The 23,285-nt window shown below is 66.5% G+C and carries 18 protein-coding genes; 6 read left to right on the top strand and 12 right to left on the bottom strand.

The window, feature by feature from the left end:
• Positions 1 to 11 precede the first annotated feature (11 nt).
• From BHK69_RS10425 to BHK69_RS10410, 4 genes are all read right to left on the bottom strand, one after another.
• Complete coding sequence (locus BHK69_RS10425; protein WP_069693542.1) at positions 12 to 884, bottom strand: ABC transporter ATP-binding protein; 873 nt, start codon at positions 882 to 884, stop codon at positions 12 to 14.
• Positions 885 to 888: 4 nt separating this feature from the next.
• The gene (gene nikC, locus BHK69_RS10420) at positions 889 to 1,779 is read right to left on the bottom strand and encodes a nickel transporter permease (protein WP_069690040.1); all 891 of its coding nucleotides are present in this window, start codon (positions 1,777 to 1,779) and stop codon (positions 889 to 891) included.
• 9 nt (positions 1,780 to 1,788) lie between these two features.
• Positions 1,789 to 2,814, bottom strand: coding sequence for an ABC transporter permease (locus tag BHK69_RS10415; protein WP_083269828.1), 1,026 nt, complete (start codon positions 2,812 to 2,814; stop codon positions 1,789 to 1,791).
• Positions 2,815 to 2,957: 143 nt separating this feature from the next.
• The gene (locus BHK69_RS10410; RefSeq protein ID WP_083269242.1) at positions 2,958 to 4,547 is read right to left on the bottom strand and encodes an ABC transporter substrate-binding protein; all 1,590 of its coding nucleotides are present in this window, start codon (positions 4,545 to 4,547) and stop codon (positions 2,958 to 2,960) included.
• A gap of 254 nt (positions 4,548 to 4,801) precedes the next feature.
• Between BHK69_RS10410 and BHK69_RS10405 the strand changes: the two genes are divergently transcribed.
• From BHK69_RS10405 to pobA, 4 genes are all read left to right on the top strand, one after another.
• Positions 4,802 to 8,206 (top strand): transglutaminase family protein, encoded by a 3,405-nt coding sequence (locus tag BHK69_RS10405; protein ID WP_069690037.1) that lies wholly within the window; start codon positions 4,802 to 4,804, stop codon positions 8,204 to 8,206.
• A gap of 127 nt (positions 8,207 to 8,333) precedes the next feature.
• Complete coding sequence (locus BHK69_RS10400; protein WP_069690036.1) at positions 8,334 to 10,904, top strand: circularly permuted type 2 ATP-grasp protein; 2,571 nt, start codon at positions 8,334 to 8,336, stop codon at positions 10,902 to 10,904.
• Positions 10,901 to 11,779: a transglutaminase family protein gene (locus BHK69_RS10395; protein ID WP_069690035.1), complete on the top strand. Its 879-nt coding sequence runs from the start codon at positions 10,901 to 10,903 to the stop codon at positions 11,777 to 11,779. The genes BHK69_RS10400 and BHK69_RS10395 overlap by 4 nt, the downstream gene beginning before the upstream one ends.
• 150 nt (positions 11,780 to 11,929) lie before the next feature.
• On the top strand, positions 11,930 to 13,102 hold the full coding sequence (pobA, locus tag BHK69_RS10390) for a 4-hydroxybenzoate 3-monooxygenase (protein WP_069690034.1): 1,173 nt from the start codon (positions 11,930 to 11,932) through the stop codon (positions 13,100 to 13,102).
• Between the two features lie 22 nt (positions 13,103 to 13,124).
• Here pobA and BHK69_RS10385 read toward each other — a convergent pair whose 3' ends face one another.
• Complete coding sequence (locus tag BHK69_RS10385; RefSeq protein WP_069690033.1) at positions 13,125 to 13,481, bottom strand: winged helix-turn-helix transcriptional regulator; 357 nt, start codon at positions 13,479 to 13,481, stop codon at positions 13,125 to 13,127.
• A 101-nt stretch (positions 13,482 to 13,582) separates the two neighbouring features.
• Between BHK69_RS10385 and BHK69_RS10380 the strand changes: the two genes are divergently transcribed.
• Positions 13,583 to 14,596: a zinc-binding alcohol dehydrogenase family protein gene (locus BHK69_RS10380; protein ID WP_069690032.1), complete on the top strand. Its 1,014-nt coding sequence runs from the start codon at positions 13,583 to 13,585 to the stop codon at positions 14,594 to 14,596.
• Positions 14,597 to 14,629: 33 nt separating this feature from the next.
• Here the strand turns inward: BHK69_RS10380 and BHK69_RS10375 are convergent, their stop codons facing one another.
• From BHK69_RS10375 to BHK69_RS10365, 3 genes are all read right to left on the bottom strand, one after another.
• Positions 14,630 to 16,456 (bottom strand): chloride channel protein, encoded by a 1,827-nt coding sequence (locus tag BHK69_RS10375; RefSeq protein ID WP_425285553.1) that lies wholly within the window; start codon positions 16,454 to 16,456, stop codon positions 14,630 to 14,632.
• Between the two features lie 174 nt (positions 16,457 to 16,630).
• Positions 16,631 to 18,076 carry an aldehyde dehydrogenase family protein gene (locus BHK69_RS10370; protein WP_069690030.1) on the bottom strand — a complete coding sequence of 482 codons (1,446 nt, stop codon included), beginning with the start codon at positions 18,074 to 18,076 and terminating at the stop codon, positions 16,631 to 16,633.
• Between the two features lie 118 nt (positions 18,077 to 18,194).
• A complete protein-coding gene (locus tag BHK69_RS10365; RefSeq protein WP_069690029.1) occupies positions 18,195 to 18,851 on the bottom strand; it encodes a glutathione S-transferase family protein in 657 nt (218 codons plus the stop codon).
• A 181-nt stretch (positions 18,852 to 19,032) separates the two neighbouring features.
• Here BHK69_RS10365 and BHK69_RS10360 point away from each other — a divergent pair, with 181 nt between their 5' ends.
• On the top strand, positions 19,033 to 20,247 hold the full coding sequence (locus BHK69_RS10360; protein ID WP_069690028.1) for a polyhydroxyalkanoate depolymerase: 1,215 nt from the start codon (positions 19,033 to 19,035) through the stop codon (positions 20,245 to 20,247).
• Positions 20,248 to 20,278: 31 nt separating this feature from the next.
• Here the strand turns inward: BHK69_RS10360 and BHK69_RS32855 are convergent, their stop codons facing one another.
• From BHK69_RS32855 to BHK69_RS10345, 4 genes are all read right to left on the bottom strand, one after another.
• Entirely contained in the window at positions 20,279 to 20,431 is a 153-nt protein-coding gene (locus BHK69_RS32855) for a hypothetical protein (protein ID WP_199579085.1), read from the bottom strand.
• Positions 20,432 to 20,523: 92 nt separating this feature from the next.
• Entirely contained in the window at positions 20,524 to 21,204 is a 681-nt protein-coding gene (locus BHK69_RS10355) for a phosphatase PAP2 family protein (protein ID WP_083269241.1), read from the bottom strand.
• Between the two features lie 51 nt (positions 21,205 to 21,255).
• On the bottom strand, positions 21,256 to 22,152 hold the full coding sequence (locus BHK69_RS10350) for a diacylglycerol/lipid kinase family protein (protein WP_069690027.1): 897 nt from the start codon (positions 22,150 to 22,152) through the stop codon (positions 21,256 to 21,258).
• A 56-nt stretch (positions 22,153 to 22,208) separates the two neighbouring features.
• Positions 22,209 to 23,099: a transglutaminase-like domain-containing protein gene (locus BHK69_RS10345; RefSeq protein ID WP_069690026.1), complete on the bottom strand. Its 891-nt coding sequence runs from the start codon at positions 23,097 to 23,099 to the stop codon at positions 22,209 to 22,211.
• Between the last annotated feature and the right edge of the window lie 186 nt (positions 23,100 to 23,285).

The following is a 23,285-nucleotide window of genomic DNA, read 5'->3' as shown; positions in this document are numbered from 1 at the left end:
GATGGTCGCGCTCATGCCAGCCATGCTGGGTCGCGGGTGAGGGTTGCGAGCTTTGCCTTGGGATGGTCGAGGTCCGGCAGGCAGCCGAGCAGGCCGAGCGTGTAGGGATGGCGCTGCGACCTTGCGGCCTCGTCGGCGAGTTCAGCGGCCGGCAGCGTCTCCATCGCCTTGCCGCCATACATCACGATGACGCGGTCGCAGAAGGACTGCACCAGATGCAGATCATGGCTGATGAAGATCAGCCCCATGCCGCGCTCGGTGACGAGATCGTCGAGGATCTTGAGGATCTGGAGCTGGACGGTGACGTCGAGCGCCGAGGTCGGCTCGTCGGCGATCAGGATGTCGGGCTCGGCGATCAGCATCATCGCGATCATCACGCGCTGGCCCATGCCGCCCGAGACCTCGTGCGGATAGAGCTCATAGACCCGCCCCGGCTCGCGGATCTGCACGGCCTCCAGCATGGCGAGGCTACGCTCCCTGGCCTCGCGCGCGCTCGCCTTGTGGTGGACGCGATAGGCCTCGGCGATCTGCTCGCCGACGGTCTGGACCGGGTTGAGCGAGAATTTGGGATCCTGCATCACCATCGAGATATGACGGCCGCGCAGCTTGCGCCGCGTGCGCTTGTCCATGGTGAGCAGATCCTGGCCGCGATAGACCAAGCGGTCGGCCAGAACCTCGCCGGGATAGGGGATGAGGTCGAGGATGGCGCGCCCGGTCATCGACTTGCCGGAGCCGGATTCGCCGACGATGCCGAGCCGCTCGCGGCCGAGCGTGAAGGAGAGCCCGCGCACAGCGCGTACGATCCCGGTCGGCGTGTGGAAATTGACCCGGAGATTGTCGAGTTCGAGCAGCGGCTGCTCGGTCGGCGTGGTCAAGGCGCGCATCATCTCACCTCTGATCCATGACGTCGCGCAGGCCGTCGCCGAGCAGGTTGAAGCCGAGCGCGACGACGCAGATGGCAAGGCCCGGGAAGGTCGCGACCCACCATTGGTCGAAGATCTGCTCGCGCCCGGCCGAGATCATGGCGCCCCATTCCGGGATCGGCGGCTGCGCGCCCAATCCGAGGAAGCCGAGGCCCGCCGCGGTGAGGATGATGCCGGCCATGTCGAGCGTGGTGCGCACGATCAATGAGGGCAGGCAGAGCGGCACGACATGCTTCCAGACGATGCGCCATTGCGAGGCGCCCTGCAGGCGCACGGCGGCGATATAATCCTGCTGGCGGATGATCAGCGTCTCGGCGCGGGCGACGCGGGCATAGGGCGGCCAGGCGGTGATCGCGATGGCGATGACGGCATTCTCCAACCCCGGCCCGAGCGCGGCGACGAAGGCGAGCGCCAGCACAAGGCGCGGGAAGGCCAGGAAGACGTCGGTGATGCGCATCAGCAGACGGTCGACCCAGCCGCCGAGATAGCCCGAGGCCGCCCCGATCAAGAGGCCGACCGGCCCAACCGTGATGACGACCAGAAGCACGATCACCAGCGTGACGCGCGCGCCGTAGACGATGCGGCTGAAGATGTCGCGGCCGAGCGAATCCGTGCCGAAGAAATTGACGGCCGAGGGCGGCAGCAGGCGCTTGTCGAGATTTTGCGCGAGCGGATTATGCGGCGCGATCAGCGGCGCGAAGGCGGCGATCAGCAGCAGGGCCACGACGATGACCAGGCCGGCGACCGCGAGCGGGTTGCGCTTGAAGGCGAGCCATTGCCGATAGAGCTGGCCGAGCCTGGCCTGGCGGCGGGAGGTCGGGGAATCGGTGGTGAGATAGTCGGTCCAGGTCGTCATGGCTCGCCCTCACCGCGTCCTGGGATCGACCAGCCGGCCGAGGATGTCGGACAGCAGGTTGACGCCGATGAAGACCGCACCGACCACCAATGTGCCGCCGAGCACGGCGTTCATATCGGCGTTCAGCAGGGAGTTGGTGATGTAGCGGCCTAAGCCGGGCCAGGCGAAGATCGTCTCGGTCAGCACCGAGCCTTCGAGCAGATGCGCATAGGAGAGCGCGATCACGGTGATCAGCGGCACGAAAGCGTTGCGCAGCGCATGGCGCCAGATCACACGGAACTCCGACATGCCCTTCACCCGGGCGGCGATGACATATTGCTGCTGCAGCTCGGTGATCATGAAGCTGCGCGCCATGCGGCTGATATAGGCCAGGCTGAACAGGCCGAGCACCGCCGAAGGCAGGATGAGATGCGACCAAGCATCCCAGAACGCCTCCCATTCGCCCTGGATCGCCGCGTCGATCATCAGAACGCCCGTCATCGGCGTGACGAAATCCTGATAGGCGACGCCGATGCGGCCGGGCCCGCCGACCCAGCCGAGCTTTGCGTAGAACAGCAGGAGCCCCATCAGGCCGATCCAGAAGACCGGGATGGAATAGCCGAACAGCCCGACGACGCGGGCGATCTGATCGGGCCAGCGGCCCTGATAGACTGCCGCGAGCACGCCCAGCGGAATGCCGAGCGCCACGCCGATCAGCGTGCCCAGCGTGGCGAGCTCGAGCGTGGCGGGGAAGACGCGCTTGATGTCGTCGACAACGAGATTCGAGGTCAGCACCGACTTGCCGAGATCGCCGCTGAAGACCTTGCCGACATAGACGGCGAATTGCTGCCAGAGCGGCTTGTCGAGGCCGAGCACGGCGCGTGCGGCGTCGTAGACGTCAGCCTTTGCATTGTCGCCGACAACAGCCAGCACCGGGTCGATCGGGATCACGCGGGCGATGACGAAGGTCACCAGCAGCAGGCCGAAGATCGTGATCGCCACGGTCGACAACTCGCGCCAGGCGAGCTTGCCCCAGCGGATGGATCGCCCTGTCATGCTTGCCGCCATATCGACCGACCGCTTCTTGTTGCTGGCGTGTAGTTCATCTTGCTTGGCCTGGACTCAAGATTTGGCCCAAACCCAAGCAAGAACCCCGCCGCGGCTTTGAGAGCCGCGGCGGTTCGATCGGAGGTCCGATCTCAGTTCTTGCTGAGCGTCGAGTAGAGGTTGCTGGCCGAGCCCGGCCCCAGGATCAGCCCATCGACATTCTTGCGGTGGGCGGCGACCTCGACCTGCTGGAACATGATGACGAAGGGCGAGACCTTCTGGTGCTCGCGCTCCATCACCTCATAGCCGGTCTTGCGCTTGTCGCTGTCGGTCTCGAAGACCAGCGCGCCGGTCTTCTTGCTCATCTCCGGGATGTCCCAGGCGTTGCGCCAGGCGAGCGTCTTGGAGCGGGCATCCTCGGCATTGTTCTCGTTGATGGCGAAGGTCTCGGCGTTGGTGTGCGGGTCCTGATAGTCCGGGCCCCACTGGCCGATATAGATGTCGTGCGTGCGTGCACGATATTTGGTCAGCGTCTGCTTGCCGTCGCCGGGGATCAATTCGAGCTTGATGCCGGCCTGGCCCCAGTTCGCCTGGATCGCCTGGGCGATGTCGGTGATCGGGTTGACCGAGCGGGTATCCATGGTGACGGAGAAGCCGTTCGGCAGGCCGGCCTTGGCGAGCAGCTCCTTGGCCTTGGCCGGATCGAACTTATAGGGCCGGTCGTCGATGGCGCCGAGGAAGCCCTTGGGCAGGAAGGCCTGGTGCGGCTTGTAGGTGCCGGCCACGATGTTGCGCTCGATCGAATCGTAATCGACCAGGTATTTCAGCGCCTCGCGCACCTCGGGCTTGGCGAGATTGGGATTCTTCTGGTTGAGGCCGAGATAGAGGATGTAGCCCTTGTCGCCGACCTGCTGGACGATGTCGGCGTTGCTCTTGATCGAATCAAGCTGGTCCTTCGACAGGTTGCGGGCATAGTCCACATCGCCCTTCTCCAGCAGCAGCCGCTGCGAGGCGGGCTCGGCGACATGGCGCACGACGACGCGCTTCACCTTCGGCGCGCCCATGAACCAGTCGGGATTGGCCTCGAGCGTGTATTGCTCGTTGGCGCGCCAGGCGCGCAGCTTGTAGGCGCCCGAACCGGCCGAGTTCTGCTTGAGCCATTCATAGCCGAAATCGCCGGCCTTCTCGTTCGCCTTGACCAGCTTGGAATCGACGATCACCGCGACGTTGGCGGTCAGGCAGTTCAGGAAGAAGCTCGGCGCATAGGGCTTGTCGACCGTGATGGTGACGGTCTTGTCGTCGACCGCCTTCACCATCTCGGTGACGTTGTCCTTGGTCAGGCCGAACTGGGTCAGGATGAAGCCCGGCGACTTATTGAGCACGACAACGCGCTGGAAGGAGTAGACCACGTCGGCGGCCGTCAGCGGGTTGCCCGAGTGGAACTTGACGTTGGGCTTGAGCTTGAAGGTGTAGGTCTTGCTGTCGGGGCTGATGGTCCAGCCCTCGGCGAGGTCGCCATAGAGCTTGGAGGGATCGGCCAGATCGAACCGCACCAGCTTGTCGTAGACATTGCCGACGACCTCGCCGCCGGAGAATTCGAACACTTCGGCGGGATCGAGCGAGATGATATCGTCGATCTGCTTGGCCATCACGACCGTGTCCTTCGGCGTCTGGGCCATGGCGGTGGTCGCCATCAACGCAGTAAAGGCCGACACACTCAGCAATTTCGCAACATGACGCATGGAAATCCCCATCGTTTGATTTCGCCGGCCTTTCGGTGGCCGTTCAGTCCAATGTGGAACCAGTTGCCGGGTGATGTCCAGCGGCGCCGCGAAGAGCGCAGAGGCAAGCGCTGTGGAGAACTGCCTAATTCTTGCGCAGTCGCCGCGATTGCCGGCGTGCCCTTGCGCAAGTTGCGCCTTTGCGGGTTTTGCCGGCATCGCTAACGTGTCATGGCCCGGCGCCCCGCCGGACGACGACAAGCAGGTGCCAAGCCTTGGCCATCATCGCCGCGCTGAACCACGTCACCCATTACAGCTATGACCGGCCGGTCACGCTGGGGCCGCAGATCATCCGCCTGAGGCCGGCGCCGCATTGCCGGGCCGCGATCAACAGCTATTCGCTGAAGGTCACGCCGGCCGAGCATTTCGTGAACTGGCAGCAGGACCCCAGCGGCAACTGGCTGGCGCGCTTCGTCTTTCCCGAGCCGGTGAAGGAATTCCGCATCGAGGTCGACCTCGTCACCGAGCTCTCGATCATCAATCCGTTCGACTTCTTCGTCGAGACCGACGCCGAGATCTTCCCCTTCGCCTATCCTGAGGAATTGCGCGCGGAGCTCGCGCCCTATCTCGTCACCGAGCCGGCGGGTCCGCTGCTGGCGGCCTATCTCGCGACGATCCCGCGCGAGCCGACCAACACGGTCAACTTCATCGTCGATCTCAACGCCCGCCTGGCGCAGGGCATCGCCTATGGCATCCGCATGGAGCCCGGCGTCCAGGAGCCCGAGCACACGCTCGACATCAAATCCGGCTCCTGCCGCGACACGAGCTGGCTGCTCGTCCAGATCATGCGCCATCTCGGCTTCGCCGCGCGCTTCGTCTCCGGCTACCTGATCCAGATGAAGGCGGATATCGACCCGCTGGAAGGCCCGCGCGGCACCGACAAGGATTTTACCGACCTCCACGCCTGGGCGGAGATCTACATCCCCGGCGCCGGCTGGATCGGGCTCGACCCGACCTCGGGCCTGCTCACCGGTGAAGGGCATCTGCCGCTGGCGGCGACGCCGCATTACCGCTCGGCCGCACCGGTCTCGGGTGCCGCGAGCTACGCCGAGACCACATTCGACTTCTCGATGAGCGTGGCGCGCGTGCATGAGGTGCCGCGCATCACCCTGCCCTTCTCGGACACATCCTGGGGCGAGCTCGACGCACTCGGCGAAAAGGTCGAGGCCGATCTGAAGGCCGGCGACGTCCGCCTCACCATGGGCGGCGAGCCGACCTTCGTCTCGATCGACGACCAGACCGGCGAGGAATGGAACATCGCCGCCGTCGGCCCGACCAAGCGCCAGCGCGCCGATGTGATGATCCGCCGCCTGCGCGAGCGCTTCGCGCCGGGCGGCATGCTGCATTACGGCCAGGGCAAATGGTATCCGGGCGAGAGCCTGCCACGCTGGGCCTTCGCGCTCTATTGGCGCGATGATGGCGAGCCGATCTGGCGCGACGCCGCGCTGATCGCGCGCGAGCCGGGAGCACCGACCGGTGGCGACCGCGAATTGGAGGCGGCCGCCTCGATCCGCGACGCCGAGGCGCTGGCGGCCGGCCTCTCGGAAAAGCTCGGGCTGGGCGCCGATTATGTGCTGCCGGCCTATGAAGACACCGGTCACTGGCTCCTGAAGGAGGCGCAGCTTCCCGACAATGTCGACCCGCTCGACCCGCGCCTTGCCGATCCGGAAGAGCGGGCGCGTATGGCGCAGGTCTTCCAGCTCGGCTTGGGCAAGCCGCGCGGCTATGTCATTCCGGTGCAGCGCTGGCAGTCCCAGGCCGGCGACCGGCGCTGGCGCTCGGAGAAGTGGAAGCTCCGGCGCGGCAAGCTCTTCCTGGTGCCGGGCGACTCGCCCGTGGGCTACCGCCTGCCGCTCGGCTCGCTGCCGGTGGTGCCGAAGGACGAGTTTCCCCATATTCACCCGCAGGATCCGATGGAGCCGCGCGGAACCCTGCCGCCGGCTGCCAGCCTGGGCGGCGGTGGGACAGCGCCCCCGGCTATCAACGGCGCGCAAGCCGCGCCTCCGGTCGCCGCGCCGCCCGCGCATCACCAGATGTCGCGCCCGGTCGAGACACCAGGCGAAGGCAGCGCGCAGGACCGCACCGAGCAGGAGATCGGCGGCGAGCATGTCCGCACGGCGCTGAGCCTCGAGGTCCGCGACAACATCCTGTGCGTCTTCCTGCCGCCGGTCGAGAAGCTCGAGGATTATCTGGAGCTGATCGCCAGCGTCGAGACTGTGGCGCAGGAGCTGAACTTGCCGGTCCATATCGAGGGCTATTCGCCGCCCAACGATCCGCGCCTCAACGTCATCAAGGTCACGCCCGACCCCGGCGTGATCGAGGTCAACATCCACCCGGCCAAGAGCTGGCGCGAAGCGGTCGAGATCACGCGCGGCGTCTATGAGGAGGCGCGGCAGTCGCGGCTCTGCGCCGAGAAATTCATGGTCGATGGCCGCCATACCGGCACCGGCGGCGGCAATCATGTCGTGCTCGGCGGCTCGACGCCGCCCGATAGCCCGTTCCTGCGCCGGCCGGACCTGCTCAAGAGCATCATCCTGTACTGGAACAGGCACCCGTCCCTGTCCTTCCTGTTCTCGGGGCTCTTCATCGGCCCGACGAGCCAGGCGCCGCGCATCGACGAGGCGCGTTTCGACCAGCTCTACGAGCTGGAGATCGCGCTCGCGCAAGTGCCGGGGCCGGGCGCGCCTTCGATCCCGCTCTGGCTGGTCGACCGGCTGTTCCGCAACCTCCTGGTCGACGTCTCCGGCAACACGCATCGCACCGAAATTTGCATCGACAAGCTCTATTCACCGGACGGGCCGACCGGCCGTCTCGGACTGATCGAGTTCCGCTCCTTCGAGATGCCGCCCGATGCGCGCATGAGCCTCGCGCAGCAACTGCTGATCCGGGCGCTGGTCGCCTGGTTCTGGCGCGAGCCGCAGAGCGGCAGCCTGGTGCGCTGGGGCCCGACGCTGCATGACCGCTTCATGCTGCCCGAACTGGTCTGGCAGGATTTCAAGGACGTGCTCGCCGATCTCGGCCGCGCCGGCTATGCCTTCGACCCGGTCTGGTTCGAGGCGCAGGCCGAGTTCCGCTTCCCGTTCTACGGCAAGGTCGAGCATGGCGGGGTCGAGCTCGAACTGCGCCAGGCGCTCGAACCCTGGCATGTCATGGGCGAGGAGGGCGCGATCGGCGGCACGGTGCGCTATGTCGACAGCTCGGTGGAGCGGCTGCAGGTCAAGGCCAAGGGGCTCGTGCCCGGCCGCCATCTCATTACCTGCAACGGCCGCCGCATGCCGATGACGCCGAGCGGGAGCACCAGTGAGGCGATCGCCGCCGTGCGCTTCAAGGCCTGGCAGCCGAGCTCGGGCCTGCACCCGACGATTCCCGTGCATGCGCCGCTGACCTTCGACATCGTCGACACCTGGGTCGGGCGCTCGCTCGGAGGTTGCGTCTACCATGTCGCCCATCCCGGAGGGCGCAATTATGAAACTCCTCCCGTGAATTCCTACGAAGCCGAGGCGCGCCGGCTCGCGCGTTTCGAAGCGATCGGGCATAGTCCTGGCGCGCTGGCGATTCCGCCGGAAGAGCGCAGTGTCGAATTTCCGCTCACATTGGATTTGCGACGCCCAAGAGCATGATGCCGAAAAGTGGGAAACCGGTTTTCGGGCGACATCATGCTCCCACTTATTGTTGTAGAGACGGATTCAGATTTCAGGCCGATTCGACCCGAAATCATCCGGCTCTAGAGGAGTATAAACGCAAGCGATGGCGTTGCAGGGCCGATCACCGTCGACGCGCGTGAAAGCGGAGCGGCGCAACGCTCTGCTGGCCGGTTATCGCCCGCTGGCGGGCGCCTATGACGAGTTCATGGCGCAGGATGGCAGCATCCGCCCGCATTGGGAGCCGTTCCTGACGGAATGGAGCGCGCTCTCGCAGGACGAGCTCAACCAGCGCTTCGGCCTCGCCGACCGGCATGTCCACGACACCGGCGTCTCCTACCGCGTCCATGGCGATATCGACGAGCGCGACCCGCAGGCCGGCGAGCGCGCCTGGCCTTTGAGCCATGTGCCGCTGGTGATGACCGGCGCGGAATGGCAGACCATCGCGGCCGGCGTCGCGCAGCGCGCGCAATTGCTGGCCTCATTGCTCGACGACATCTACGGCCCCGGCGAGATGGTCGCGAAGGGCCTGCTCCCGGGGGCGGTCGTCACGGGGAGCCCGGACTATCTGCGCCCGCTCCACGGCGCGCCGGATGGCGGCTCCCTGCAGCTCTATGCCGCCGATCTCGGCCGCGGGCCGGATGGGCGCTGGTGGGTGCTGGGCGACCGCGCCCAGGCGCCGTCGGGCGCCGGCTACGCGCTGGAGAACCGGCTGGCGCTGGCGCGCGCTTTTCCCGACCTGTTCCGGACGATGAACATCGAGCGGCTCGCCACCTTCTTCCAGGGCTTCCGCGCCGGGCTCGTCGCCAAGTCCAGGCGCGTCGAGCCGCGCATCTGCCTGCTGACGCCCGGGCCATTGAACGAGAGCTATTTCGAGCAGGCCTATCTCGCGCGCTATCTCGGTTTCCTGCTCGTCGAGGGCGGCGACCTGATGATGCGCGACGGCCGCATCCATGTCCGCACCATCGCCGGGCCCAAGCGCGCCGATGTGATCTGGCGGCGCATCGACGGCGATTTCTCCGACCCGCTCGAACTGAATGCGCGCTCGGCGCTCGGCGTGGCCGGGCTCGTGCAGGCGGTGCGCCAGGGCCATGTCCATGTCGCCAACGGGCTCGGTTCCGGCGTCGTCGAGGCGCGCGCGCTGATGGGCTTCATGCCCAAATTGGGCGAGCAGCTTCTCGGCGAAAAGCTGATCCTGCCCAATGTCGCGACCTGGTGGTGCGGCCAGCCGCGCGAGCGCGCCGCCGTGCTCGACCGGCTGGACGAGATGAGCATCGCGCCGGCCTTCCGCTCCGCCGGGAGCGGTCTCGACAGCGATCCGATCCTGGCGGGAGAACTGCCGGCGGCCGAGCGCGCCGCCTTGCGGGCGCGGATCGAGGCGCGCGGGATGGATTATGTCGGCCAGGAGGTGGTGCGGCTCTCGACCATGCCGGTCTTCCAGAACGGCCGTTTGCAGCCGCACCCGGTGACCTTGCGCGTCTTCGCCGCCGCCACGCCCGATGGCTGGAAGGTCATGCCCGGCGGCTTCTGCCGCATCTCCGACGAGCCCGACGCCCGCGCCGTCAGCATGCGCAGCGGCGTGCGCTCCAGCGATGTCTGGGTCACCTCGGATACACCGGTCGAACAGGTCAGCCTGCTACCCAGCGGCGACCGCATCGCGATCCGCCGCGTCGTCGGGACCTTGCCGAGCCGTGCCGCCGACAACCTGTTCTGGCTCGGGCGCTATCTCGAGCGGACGGAGGCGACGCTGCGGCTCGTGCGCGCCTTGCTCGGCCGTCTGATCGACGCCGACACGACTAATCCCGCCCGGCCCGACACGGTGCGACGCCTCGCCAATCTCCTGGTCGCCTGGGGCGCGGCGCCTGCGGCCAAAGCCGCCACGGGGAGGGGCTCGGCGGCCCGCAATCTCACTGCTGCCAAAGGCTCGCCGGTTCTGGCACAGGCAACCTCCGCGCTCTACGACGCGGCCGAATACGGCTCGGCCCGCGCCAATGTCGGCGAGGCACGGCGCACCGCCTCGGTCATCCGCGAGCGGCTTTCGATCGACGCCTGGCGGCTGTTCGGTGATTTGCAGCGTCAGTTGACGCTTGAGCCCGGACGGCAGCCCAGCGAGGGCGAAGTCTACGAGGTTGCCGATCGCGCCTTGAAGACGCTCGCCGCCTTCTCCGGCCTGAGCCAGGAGAACATGGTGCGCGGCGCGGGCTGGCGCTTCCTCGACATCGGCCGGCGCCTGGAGCGTGGCATCGCGACCTGCCGCTTCGCCCGCCATTTCGCCGAGACGACGGCCCAGAGCGACGGCCTCGACGCCCTGCTCGACCTGACCGATTCGCAGATCACCTATCGCTCGCGCTACATGCTCGGCGCGAGCCTGCAGCCGGTGCTCGATCTGGTCATGCTCGACCCCTATAATCCCCGCTCCGTCGCCTTCCAGGTCGATCGTCTCGACATCGAGATCGCGCATCTTCCGTCGCTGACGGAGGACGGCATGCTGGAAGCGCCGCGCCGGCTCGTGCTGAAGCTCGCGGCCGAATGCCGGACATCGGAGGCTGGCCGGCTCGACCGCACCAGCATCCTGCTGTTCGAGCAATTGCTGATGGGGCTGTCGAGCGCGATCGCCGACCGCTACTTCCTCCAGAACAGCGGGCCGGAAGGCTCGAGGCTGACAGGCATCGCGTGATCTACGACGTTCGTCACCTGACCACCTACGGCTATAGCCGTCCGGTGCCTTTCGCGCGCTGCATCCTGCGCCTTCTGCCGCGCAACGATGGCGGCCAGACGGTGAAGAAGAGCGAACTCGTCGTGACGCCGCGCCCGGCCGATCGCATCGACGGGATCTGCTTCTTCGGCAACCAGATGACGACGCTGACGATCTCCAAGGCGCATCGCGAATTGAAGGTCGAGATGCGCGCCCGCGTCGAGGTCAACCGGCCCACCCCGCCCTTCCCGGGCCTGACCCGGCATTGGGAGGAGGTCGGCGCGCTGGCCCTGGCCTCGACGAGTCTGGAGCCCGATTCGCCGACGCATCATCTCTATCCGAGCCGGCTGGTGCCTGCGGTTACCGACGTCGTCGACTACGCCCGCAAGAGCTTTCCGCCGCTGCGGCCGGTGCTGGAGGCGGCTTCCGAGCTGATGGCGCGCATCCGTGCCGACTTCACCTACGACCCTGATGCAACCGAGGTTACGACGCCGCTGGCCGAGGCCTTCCACCAGCGCCACGGCGTCTGCCAGGATTTTGCGCATATCATGATCGCCGGCCTGCGCGGCCTCGGCCTGCCCGCCGCCTATGTCAGTGGCTATATCCGCACGATCCCGCCGCCGGGCCAGAAGCGTCTCGAGGGCTCGGATGCGAGCCATGCCTGGGTCATGCTCTGGTGCGGCCCGGAGACCGGCTGGATCGGGCTCGACCCGACCAATGACCTGATCGTCGCCGACGACCATATCGTCACAGCCTTCGGCCGCGACTATGCCGATGTCTCGCCGCTCGACGGCGTGCTGATCGGCCCCGGCTCGCAGAAGGTCGGCGTCGCTGTCGACGTCGTCCCCGTCGGATGACCCGGCCCGCCGCCATGCGCGGCCTGGAGGAAGCTCTTTCCAGAAGTTAGTTGCTGTGGCAACTTATCTCCCGCTGCGCCGCCGGCCATTCGCAATGCGCCCCGTTCCAGAGGGCGTTCGCGCCGGGCGGCGCCATGGGGAGACGCTGGCTTGCGCACACAGGTCGCCATCATCGGTTCGGGCCCGGCTGGGCTGCTGCTCGGCCAATTGCTGCATCTGGCCGGCATCGACAGCGTCATCCTCGAGCGCAGGGATCGCGCCTATGTGCTCGCCCGCATCCGCGCCGGGGTGCTGGAGCAAGGCACGGTCGGGCTGATTGACAAGGTCGGCGCAGGCGCGCGCCTCCAGGCGGAAGGGCTGAAGCATGACGGCTTCGACCTGCTCTTCGGCGGCCAGCGCCACCGCATTGCGCTCGATGGCGCGACGGGCGGCGGGCATGTCACCGTCTACGGCCAGACCGAGGTGACACGCGATCTGATGGACCAGCGCGCCGCCCAGAACGGGCGGACCGTCTTCGAGGCCAAAGACGTCGCGCTGCATGATTTCGACCGCGCCAGGCCCTTCGTCAGCTATCTCGAGAACGGCGTCTCGAAGCGCCTCGATTGCGATGTCATCGCCGGTTGCGACGGCTATCACGGCGTCTCGCGCGCCAGCGTGCCGGAGAGTGCGATCACCAGCTTCGAGCGCATCTATCCCTTCGGCTGGCTCGGCATCCTCGCCGATGTGCCGCCGGTTTCGCATGAACTGATCTATTCCGGCGGAGAGCGCGGCTTCGCGCTCTGCTCGATGCGCTCGGCCACACGCAGTCGCTATTATGTGCAATGCGCACTTGATCAACGGGTCGAGGACTGGTCGGACGAGCGCTTCTGGGACGAGTTGCGCCGACGGCTCGACCCAGCCTCGGCGGAGGCGCTGGTGACGGGCCCCTCGATCGAGAAGTCGATCGCGCCATTGCGCTCCTTCGTGGCAGAGCCGATGCGGTTCGGACGCTTGTTCCTGGCCGGCGACGCCGCCCATATCGTGCCGCCGACCGGGGCCAAGGGGCTGAACCTCGCCGCCAGCGACGTGCATTACCTGTCGCAGGCGCTGATCGAGTTCTTCGTCGAGCGCTCCAGCGCCGGCATCGACGCCTATTCGGCCAAGGCGCTGGCGCGCATCTGGAAGGCCGAGCGCTTCTCCTGGTGGCTGACCGCGCTGATGCACGATTTCCCGGAGAACGGCGGCTTCGGCCAGCGCATGCAGCGCGCCGAGCTCGACTATCTCGTCTCCTCCGACCCCGCCATGGCGGCTCTGGCGGAGAACTATGTCGGACTTCCTTACTAACCCTTAGACTGCCTACTGAGCCTCAGGCCGCAGCCTCCGCATCGTCCGACGGCATCACATGCTCCTCGCCCCAGGCCCTGAGCGCCATGATGACCGGCTCCAACGTCCGGCCCTTGGCCGACAGGCTGTATTCGACACGCGGCGGCACCTCGGCGAAGACAACGCGGATGATGAGGCCGTCCGCCTCCAGCTCGCGCAGCTGGGCGGTCAGCATGCGTTGCGTCACGCCGGGAATGTAGCGGCGGATGACGTTGAAGCGCAGCGTGCCGCCGAGCAGATGGTAGAGCACGATCCCCTTCCACTTGCCGCCGATCAGGCCCAGGGCGGCCTCCACAGGGCAGGCCGGGGAGTTGAACGGCTTCTGGAAACGAGGCGGCATGACAGTATCCTTTTCGATACTATATGCGAAAATTGTGCGTTCTTGCACAGCCTGTTTGTAAGGCGCATCTCGCCTGCATCGCAACGCAGGAGACAAAAGTTATGCGCGCCATCGGCTTTCGTGAACCGCAGCCCATCAGCTCGGAAACCAGCCTGATCGATCTCGACCTGCCCGTGCCCGTCGCCGCCGGGCGCGACCTGCTGGTCGAAGTGAAGGCCGTGTCGGTCAACCCGGTCGACACCAAGGTCCGCAGGAATGCGCGCCCGGCCGAGGGCGAGGTGCGCGTGCTGGGCTGGGACGCTGCCGGTATCGTCAAGGCAGTCGGCCCCGATGTGAAGGCTTTCAAGCCGGGCGACGCCGTGTTCTATGCCGGCGCGATCGACCGTCCGGGCTCCAATGCGGAATTCCAGCTGGTCGACGAGCGCATCGTCGGCAGCAAGCCCGCCAGCCTGAGCTTCGCGGAAGCCGCCGCCCTGCCGCTGACCGCGATCACGGCCTGGGAGGCCCTGTTCGACCGGATCAAGATCGCGGATGCGGTTCCAGGCGCGGCAAAGGCCCTGCTGATCGTCGGTGGGGCCGGCGGCGTCGGCTCAATCGCGATCCAGCTGGCGCGGCAACTGACGGACCTCACCGTGATCGCCACCGCATCGCGGCCGGAGACGCAGGCCTGGGCTCGCGAACTCGGCGCCCAGCACGTCATCGACCATGGCAAGCCGCTTGCCGCCGAAGTCGAGGCGCTGCGGATCGGCGCGCCCGGCCTCGTCTTCGTCACCACCCATACGCTGGATCATCTGCCGGAGATCATCAAGCTGATCGCGCCGCAGGGCCGGATCGCAGTGATCGACGATGCTCCGGCGCTGGATGTGATGCCGCTGAAGGGCAAGAGCCTGTCACTGCATTGGGAGATGATGTTCGCCCGCTCGCTGCACCAGACGGCCGACATGCAGGCGCAGGGCGATCTGCTCAACGAGGTCTCCCGGCTGGTCGATGCCGGTAAGATCCGCACCACGCTGACCGAGACCTTCGGGACGATCAATGCGAGCAATCTCAAGCGGGCTCATGCGCTGATCGAGACCAACCGCGCCAAGGGCAAGATCGTGCTGGAGGGGTTCTGACGCCTAAAAGCAGGAGCAGTGCTCCTGCGCCGCTCAGACGCCGGTCAGGTCGCGGCTCTGCCGGTCGAGCTCGGCGTTGTAGCGGCGCAGGGCGAATTGCTCGGTGAGCAGGCCGAGGACCCGCAAGGTTTCGCGGCCGTCGACGACGACGAGCTCCTCGGTCTGCGAGGTCGCAAACAGGCTGGCGGCCTCGCGGATGTTCATATGGGGCAAGAGGACGTCCTTGCGATTGCGGGCGAGTTCCGCAATCGTTTCGACCGCGACATCGGCACCATCAGCGTCGGCACCATGCGCATCCGCGACGAGGATGATGCCGGCATAGCGACCCAGGTCATCGACGAGCACGGCGCGCTGATTGGCGCCGAGCGGGAAATCGCGCCGGAACTGCTCAAGGGTCAAGGTTGAGGGCACGGTGCGCACATCCCGGCGCATCATCCGGCCAACGCTCAACTCCCGCATCCAGCCGATATCGGCGGCGCTGCGGATGGTCTCGCCGCGCAAATGGAAGCGCCAGGTGGCAAAGGAATAGCCGAAAGTCCGGCGCACCGTCATCGATGACAGGACGGACGCTGCGAGCACCGCGATCGTGAGCGGCAGACTGCCTGTCGTCTCCAGCGCCAGGAACGACATCGTCAGGGGACCGCCGACGACCGCGGTGGCCATCGCGCTCATGCCGATGACGGCGATGACCACGGAGGGCGTCTGCAGGCCGAACCCGGTGATCCAGATCACCGCGACGAGCTTGCCGAACATCGCGCCGATGAACAGCGAGGCAAAGAAGAGACCACCGCGAAAGCCGGAGCCGATCGAGATCGCCGATGCCAGCGATTTCAGCACGATCAGCAGGACAAGAAAGCCCGCCGGATAATAGGCATCGAAGCCGACATGCAGCGCCGAATGGCCCGAGGAGAGAACCGCCGGTGTCACCAGCGCCATCAGGCCGACGAGCAGGCCGCCGACCGCGGGCCGCAGCGCCAGCGAAATCCGGCTGCGGCGGAACAGGCTCTCGGCGAGCGCGACGCCGCGCATCAGCACGATGCCGAGGCCGGCGCAGAGGATGCCCATGATCATCACCAGCACGTAGTCTGAGCCCGAGAGGGGGCCGGAAAAGCCGAATTGCAGCGTCACAGGGGTGAGGAACAGCCGCGTGACGCCGACCGCGCAGATCGAGGCGACGACGACGGGCGCCAATGAGCCGACCGTATAGGTCACGATGATCAGCTCGAAGGCATAGAAGGCCCCGGTCAGAGGCGCGTCGAAGGCGGCTGCGATCGCGCCCGCCGTTCCGCAACCGACCAGCATGCGCAGATCGGCCCGCCGGACCCGCAGAAGCCGCCCGAGGCCCGACGCGAAGGCCGCGCCGCCCTGGGTGTAGCCCGCCTCCATGCCGACAGAGGCGCCAAAGCCGTTCGAGACCATGGTCTGGACCACCAGGATCAGGCTGTCCTTCAACGACAGGCGCCCGCCATGGAGCGCATTCGCCTCGACCGGATCGACCACCGTGCCGCGGCCGCGGCGGGCCAGGAGGATGCCGATCGCCCCGATCACCAGGCCGCCCAGAACCGGCATGCCGACGGCCCGCAGCGGATCGACGAATACCGCCCCGCTGACCTCGCCATGGCGTGTCGCGAAGAAGGCGGCATGCAGCGCTTTGGAGACGCCGACCATCGCCGTGACGAGCACCCCTGCCCCGACCCCGATCAGCGCGGCCAGGAGCACGAGCGAGATGTCGTCGCTGCGCAGCAGGCGCGGCAGTTTGCGTCGGAATCGCAGATAGGCGGCGCGGCCATTGCGGCGGAGGCGCTGCGATCGGGTCCGGCTGGCGGTCATGGCGCTCGGGATGTCAGCAACGCTCGTCATCAAAGCACGGCCCAGGGGCGAGACTTCACGGACGGACAGACCGGCGATCCTCAGCCTCGCCGCGCTGTAGGTTTGGCCTTAGGTCAAGTCAACCCGGCCAACGCGGTCAAGCCGACAGCAAAAGGGCCGCGCCCGGAAGGCGCGGCCCCATTGCGATGATATGCCTTCCGAGGCTCAGGCCAGCGTGTAGGCCGTCTTGACCGTCGTATACATTTCCTTGGCGTAGGCGCCCTGCTCGCGCGGGCCGTAGCTCGAGCCCTTCCGGCCGCCGAAGGGCACGTGGTAGTCGACGCCGGCCGTGGCCAGGTTGACCATCACCATGCCGGCCTCGCTGTTGCGCTTGAAATGCGTCGCATGCTTCAGCGACGTGGTGCAGATGCCGGCGGAGAGGCCGAACTCGGTGTCATTGGCCAGCGTCAGCGCCTCCTCGTAATCCCTGGCGCGGATGACGTTGGCGACGGGGCCGAAGACCTCCTCGCGCGAGATGCGCATGGCGTTGGTCGTCTCGGTGAAGAGGGCCGGCTGGAGATAGAAGCCGGGCGTCTCGCGCGTGAGCACTTCGCCGCCCCAGGCGAGCTTGCCGCCCTCGTCCTTGGCGATCTGGATGTATTTCAGATCCTGGTCGAGCTGGCTCTGGTCGACGACCGGGCCGATATGGGTGCCGCTTTTAAGCGCATCATCGATCACGACGCCCTTCAGGCGCTCGATGCAGGCTTCAACGAAGCGGTCATGGATGCCGGCCTGGACGATCAGGCGCGAGGAGGCCGTGCAGCGCTGGCCGGTGGAGAAATAGGCGCCGGTGACGGCGGCCTCGACCGCGATCTTGAGGTCGGCATCGTCCAGCACCACGAGCGGGTTCTTGCCGCCCATTTCGAGCTGGACCTTCTTCATCGGCGAAGAGGCGATGCAGGCCTCGGCGACCTTGCGGCCGGTCGAAACCGAGCCGGTGAAGGAGATCGCTTGCACGTCCTTGTGCTGCAGCAGCGCCTGGCCGACGACCGAACCGCGCCCCATGACAAGGTTGAGCACGCCCTTGGGCAGGCCGGCGCGCTGGATGATGTCGACCAAGGCCCAGGCCGAGCCCGGCACGAGATCGGCCGGCTTGATGACGACGCAATTGCCATAGGCCAGCGCCGGCGCGATCTTCCAGGCCGGGATCGCGATCGGGAAATTCCAGGGCGTGATCATGCCGATGATGCCGACCGGCTCGCGGGTGATTTCGACGCCGACGCCAGGGCGCACGGAGGGGATCGCCTCGCCCGACAAGCGCAGGCACTCGCCGGCGAAGAAGGCGAAGATCTGGCCGGCACGGCCGGCCTCGCCGATACCCTCGGCGAGCGTCTTGCCCTCCTCGCGCGAGAGCAGGCGGCCGAGCTCTTCCTTGCGGGCGAGGATCTCGTCGGAGGCCTTCTTCAGGATCTCGTAGCGCTCTTGCGGGCCAGAACGGCTCCAGGCCGGAAAAGCGGCCTTGGCGGCCGCGACCGCATCGTTCATCTGCTCGACGGAGCCCTGCGCATACTCGCCGACGACATCATTGGTGTTGGACGGGTTGATGTTGCGCGAGGCGTTGCCGGCACTGGCCCATTCGCCAGCGATCAGGTTCTTGAACATCTCGGTCATCTCAGGCCTCCCACGGCAATTATGGATTTCGTGGGTGGTGGTAACGCTTTTGAGCCGCGAAGGCCAATGCAGCAGTCGCTATCGCTTCAGTCCTTTTGCGCATCATGGACGATTCCGCTCAGAACTCGGCGTCGAGTTCCTCCAGTTCCTCCGGCTCGGATTTCGCCGCCTCGATCCAGCTTTTCAGCGCCGGCCATTGCGAGATCGTCTGGCAATAGGTCCGGCTGACGGAATCGAGCGGCACGTCATAGGTCAGGAAGCGCAGGCAGACGGGGGCATACATCGCATCCGCCATGGTCAGCCTGTCCCCGAAGAGATAGGGGCCGCCATAAGTCTCCAGGCAATCGCGCCAGATTTCGGTGACACGGTCGATATCGGCCTGCGCCCCGGCCCAGATCTTGAAGCCGGGGTAATGCGCCTTCAGGTTCATCGGCAGGGCCGAGCGCAGATTGGCGAAGCCCGAATGCATCTCGCCGCAGATTGCGCGGCAATGGGCGCGCGCCTTGGCATCCCCGGGCAGCAGGCCGGCCTGCGGGCTGATCTCGTCGAGATAGGCGGCGATGGCGAGCGTGTCCCAGACCTTGATCTCGTCATGCGTCAGGCACGGCACCAGGAAGGATGGCGACAGCAGCAGGAGTTCAGCCCGGGCGGAGGGATCATCGACCGAGAGCATGCGCTCCTCGACCGCGAGCCCGGCCATCTGGCAGAGCAGCCAGCCGCGCAGCGACCATGACGAGTAGTTCTTGCTGCTGATGGTCAGGGTCGCGGCGGTCATAGCAGGCATCCTCTTCGGAAGAGGTGATGATCGTAGCAAGAGATGTTCCAAAGTGTGATGGCTTTAGAACAATCTTGCGAAAGATTGCTTTTGCAGTGCAACATAAGGAGCGGCGACAGGCTGCGGACGGCATCTCCGCCAGCCGTAGCCCGGGTTCCGCTCGTTTCGAGGTCGCACGCTGATGCTCTATGCCGCCTACCAGGCCCAGTCCGACCTGATCAATCCCGCCCGCATGATGGCTCAGGCCGCCCTGACCGCCCTCGGCGCCAAGGCGATGATGGGCCAAGCGGTCGACATCCGCGCCGCGGCCGCCGCCTATGAGATGATCGCGCGGGCCGGGCTGACGCATGAGCGGCCGTCCTATGAGATCGACAGCGTGCGCACCGGCAATCACGATGCGGCCGTGACCGAGGAGGTCGCGCTGTCGCTGCCCTTCGGCAGCCTGCTGCGCTTCCGCAAGGACACGAACGCCGTTCAGGCCAAGGTCCTGGTCGTCGCGCCGATGTCGGGTCATTTCGCCACCCTGCTGCGCAACACGGTGGCGACGCTGCTGCGCGACCACGACGTCTATATCACCGACTGGCACAATGCCCGCGACGTCAGTCTCGAGGCCGGCGCCTTCGGCTATGACGACTATGTCGACACGCTGATCAGCTTCATCGAAAAGCTGGGGCCCGACACCCATGTCGTCGCGGTCTGCCAACCTTGCGTGCAGGTGCTCACCGCGGCTGCCGTGATGGCGCAGGCGGGCAGCCCCGTCCAGCCGCGCAGCATGACGCTGATGGCCGGACCGGTCGACACCCGCATCAACCCGACCGCGGTCAACAAGCTCGCGAATGACAAGCCGATCGAGTGGTTCCGCAAGAACCTGATCGCGACCGTGCCGTCACGCTATCCCGGCGCGGGACGGAAGGTCTATCCGGGCTTCATCCAGCTCGGCGCATTCCTGGCGATGAACATGCAGCGCCACGTCAACGCCCATATCGACCTCTTCACCCATCTCGCCACCGGCGAGACCGAAAGCGCAGCGACGATCAAGAAATTCTACGACGAGTATTTCGCCGTGCTCGACCTGCCGGCCGAGTTCTATCTCGAGACCGTGCAATGGATCTTCCAGGAGGCGCGGCTGGCGGCGCGAACGCTGACCTATCGCGGCGAAAAGGTCGATTGCAGCGCCATCCGCAAGACCGCGCTCCTGACCGTCGAGGGCGAGCGCGACGACATCTGCGCGCTCGGCCAGACCTCGGCAGCCCATGATCTCTGCAGCGGCCTGAAGCCCTTCCGCAAGCGCCATCACATGCAGGCCGGCGTCGGCCATTACGGTGTTTTCTCGGGCCGGAAATGGGACGGGCAAATCTACCCCATCGTCCGCAACATGATCCTCGCCAACAGCTGAGCGAGCCCAGCCTGCATTCAGCCTGAAGGCCTCACTTCTCCTTGATGGAGAGACCGTCCTTGCCGATGGAGATCTGCACGCCGTCGGGCTGCTTCTTCTCCTGATAGAGCGCGTATCCCGTGACCGCGAGGCCCGCGAGGAGCAGCACGACGAGGGCGACCAGAAGATTGCGCGAAGCGAGCATGATGGATCCAAAATGAGCGTCGCAAACAGCGGCGACGACCAAACAACCCTGTTTTCGCCGCAAAGTTCCTCGCAGCGCCTTGCCATGCCGGGTCAGCGCGCCAGTTGTGCCCCGCTGGCGACCGGCGCATCGACTGCCATGCCGCGCCCGAGCAGGGCGACGGCCACGCTCGACCAGGCAACACCGAGACACCAGCCGGCGAGGACGTCGGTCGGCCAATGCACGCCGAGATAGACCCGGCTGAAGCCGATCAGGATGATCATCGTCCAGGCGAGGCCGAGGCAGACCCGCGTGATGTCGTCGCGCCGCGCCGCCAGGCCGACGAAGCCCGCAATGCTGAGCAGCGTCACCGCCGAGAGGAAGGCGTGGCCGCTCGGAAAGCTCGCGGTGAAGGTCAGGGCCGTATGCGCGACGATATCGGGCCGCTCCCGCCCGATCAGGATTTTCAGGCCGGTGCTGACGAGCGTCGCCAGGACCACGCTGACAGCGAGCGCCACCGCCAGTCGGCGATGGCCGCACAGCCAGAGAGTCAGGCTCGCCGTGATCGTCATGAAGCCGAGGCCGACGAAGCTGCCGAGCCCGCTCAGATCACGCATCGCCTCGCCCAGCCACGACGGGCCGAGCGGGGTTGCGGGGTCGCCGGGCACGCGCAGCAGCAGCACGAGGCGGCTGTCGAAGGCGAAGCTGTGGCCGGAGACGATGAGCAGCGCCAGGCCGATGAAGGCGAAGCCCGCTGCGAGCGGAACCAGGAAACGGGGATGAAGGAAGGACATCGGGCTCCGACTGTTGACGGCTAGAGCAGGATGTAGTGTCGCCCCGGCCGTTCAGACAAGGGCGCGCGCGCCGATGAGCCGGATCGCCTTGGGCAGCAGCCGATAGGCCAGGGCATCGGCCTTGCGCTCGACCTCGCCGTCGAAGGTGATATGCCCGCGCTTCTTGTCGCGCCGCGTCAGCGTGACCTCATCGGCGGTGAAGGAGGTCAGGTTGTGCGAGCGGCGCCAGCCGCCGGTCACGACAGACAGCGCGGCCTTGCAGCGCGAATAGAGCCCGCCGGCATTGAGGATGTGGACCTCGAAGACGCCGCCATCGAGCCTGGCGCGCCGCCATTCGGCCCCGTCGAAGCGGTTGATGGTCACCAGCACCGCGTCGGCCTCGACATGGCGGAGGCCGTCGGCAGTGCGAATCTCGACCGAGATCGAACGCGTGAACAGGATCGAGCGCGTCGCCGCGACGGCAAAGGCGACATGGCGGCTGAAGGGAAAGCGCCTGCGCGCATATTCGCGCTCGCGCGCCATCAGGCTGAAGAAGCCCATGCCGGAAATCGAATGGAACAGCCTGTCGTTGACCTGGCCGATGTCGAGGGTGACCGGCTCGCCCTTGCAGAGCGCCTCGATCTGATGCTCGAGCGTACCGTAGAGGCCGAGATCGCGGCCGAGCACGTTGACGGTGCCCAGCGGCAGCACGCCGACCGGCCGGCCGGCCTCGAGCAGGACCGGCAGCACGCCGTTGATCGTGCCGTCGCCGCCGGCGACGACGGGTATGCAGCTCTCGTCCCTGATCGCCAGGGCAAGTGCGTCGCCGAGATCGCGCGGATGCACGAGCTTGACCGCGACCGAACAGTCATGGGCGGCGAAGGCCGAGCGGAGGCGATCTGCGAAGGCCTCCGGACCTGCAGCCAGGACCGTGCCTGCCTTGGCGTTGACCACGACGGTATGATGCATCGACGGTTCCCCCGGGAGCCGTTGCGGTTCGGTCGGGGATGGCAGATCCGCCAGGCTCATGACAAGGCGGGCTGGTGCCAATGACGATTGCCGAATCCTGGCGGCGCCTGTTCCGACTGAGCCTCCTCGACCTCTTCGGTCACAACCTCGAAGCGCTGCAGGATGTGCGGGCCGAAGGAATTCACCATAGCGACATCGGTCGCGTCCCGGCCGCGCGCGATCACGATGCGCCCGATCCGGGGCATGTTGTGACGGGCATCGAAGGTGTACCAGCGGCCGCTGAGGAAGACCTCGAACCAGGCGTTGAAATCCATCGGGGCCGGGTCCTTCGGCACGCCGATGTCGCCGAGATAGCCATTGCAGTAGCGCGCCGGGATGTTGAGGCAACGGCACAGGGCGATCGCCAGATGCGCGAAATCGCGGCAGACGCCGATGCGCTCATCGAAGGCTTCGGAAGCGGTGCGGGTGTTGCGGGCGAAATGGTAGCCGAAGGTGAGATGGTTGTGGACGAAGTCGACCACCGCCTGCACGCGCGGCCAACCGGGCTCGACCTGGCCAAACAGGCTCCAGGCCTGGGCACCGAGCTTGTCGGTCTCGCAATAGCGGCTGCCCATTAGATAGACGAGCGCCTCGTCGGGAAGCCTGGAGGGCACAACCTCGTGGGCAGCGAGGTTGACCGGGTCAGGCTCGCCCGAATCATGCGCGACGCCTTCGGAGCAAAGCAGGATGCCGCCGGCCGGAGCGACGATGCGGCGGCAGATGTTGCCGAACTGGTCGAGATATTGCGAAACCGGCACCGGCCGGTGCGGATCGCCGAGCGCGGTCACCATCATCTCGTCGGGCTGCATCAGGTCATGGCGACGCGAGGGATGAATGTCGAGCAGGGTGATCAGCGGCAAATCCTGCTGGCAGACGAGTTCGATACGATAGCCGTAGCGGATCTGCATGGCGCTCTCCTGGATTCACCGTGAGGTAATCGTCGCTCGATCCAATCGTTGCTAGATCATGGAGCGTTCGCGTGTGTCGAATTCAGGAGGCGCCACGCCCTGATCGCACTCCCCAAAAAATGGGCGGGATGCGGGTCAAAAGTCCCGCATCCCGCCGCCACGGCGATTCGGCTGGGGGGATAGCAA

Origin of the sequence: Bosea vaviloviae, from assembly GCF_001741865.1 — a bacterium.
GTDB classification, from domain to species: domain Bacteria; phylum Pseudomonadota; class Alphaproteobacteria; order Rhizobiales; family Beijerinckiaceae; genus Allobosea; species Allobosea vaviloviae.
Note: the sequence above shows the minus strand (reverse complement) of the source record. Positions and strands in the feature narration are given on the sequence as shown.